Genomic DNA, 504 nt, shown 5'->3' with positions numbered 1-504 from the left:
GTCCACGGCAACGTCGCGGGGCGGCCCGCCGGCGCCGCGGGGCCGGCCGGTCTGGATCACGACCAGGTAGTCCGTGAGCGCGGCGAGCAGGTCGGCGACCCGGCGCCGCCCTGGCCACGCTTCCAGCCGCTGGCGGCCCAGGAGAATATTCGTCATCACGAACTATCCGGCTCCCGGTCTTGGCCGCAAATCCTGCTGACCTAGGCGGAACATCGTTCAAGATAGTAAGTGATAGCTTCCAATCTATGTCGTCGACGCCGGAGATGTCCCCCCGGGAGCAGAGCGCGGCGGCGGTGCGGCGGGCGGTGACGCACCTCGGGCGCCGGCTGCGGGCCCAGCGGCCCGCTGGGGCGCTGAACGGGACCAAGCTGAGCGTGCTCAGCTACCTCTACCGCCTCGGCCCCAGCGCGCCGGGCGAGATCGCCGCCGCCGAGCGGCATCAACCGCAGTCGCTGTCGCGGACGTTCGCCGAGCTGCGGGCCGGCGGCCTGATCAGCCGTGGCC

The 504-nt window shown here is 72.0% G+C and carries 1 protein-coding gene; it reads left to right on the top strand.

Annotation, left to right across the window (positions count from 1 at the left end):
• Positions 1–245 precede the first annotated feature (245 nt).
• Positions 246–504 (top strand): MarR family transcriptional regulator (locus MXD58_RS24925; protein WP_284678846.1); only part of this gene is annotated, 259 nt, incomplete at its 3' end.

It is taken from the genome of Frankia sp. AgKG'84/4 (assembly GCF_023242965.2).
Taxonomy (GTDB): domain Bacteria; phylum Actinomycetota; class Actinomycetes; order Frankiales; family Frankiaceae; genus Frankia.
The sequence above is the reverse complement of the archived record's forward strand: the minus strand, read 5'-3'. Positions and strand labels throughout refer to the sequence as shown.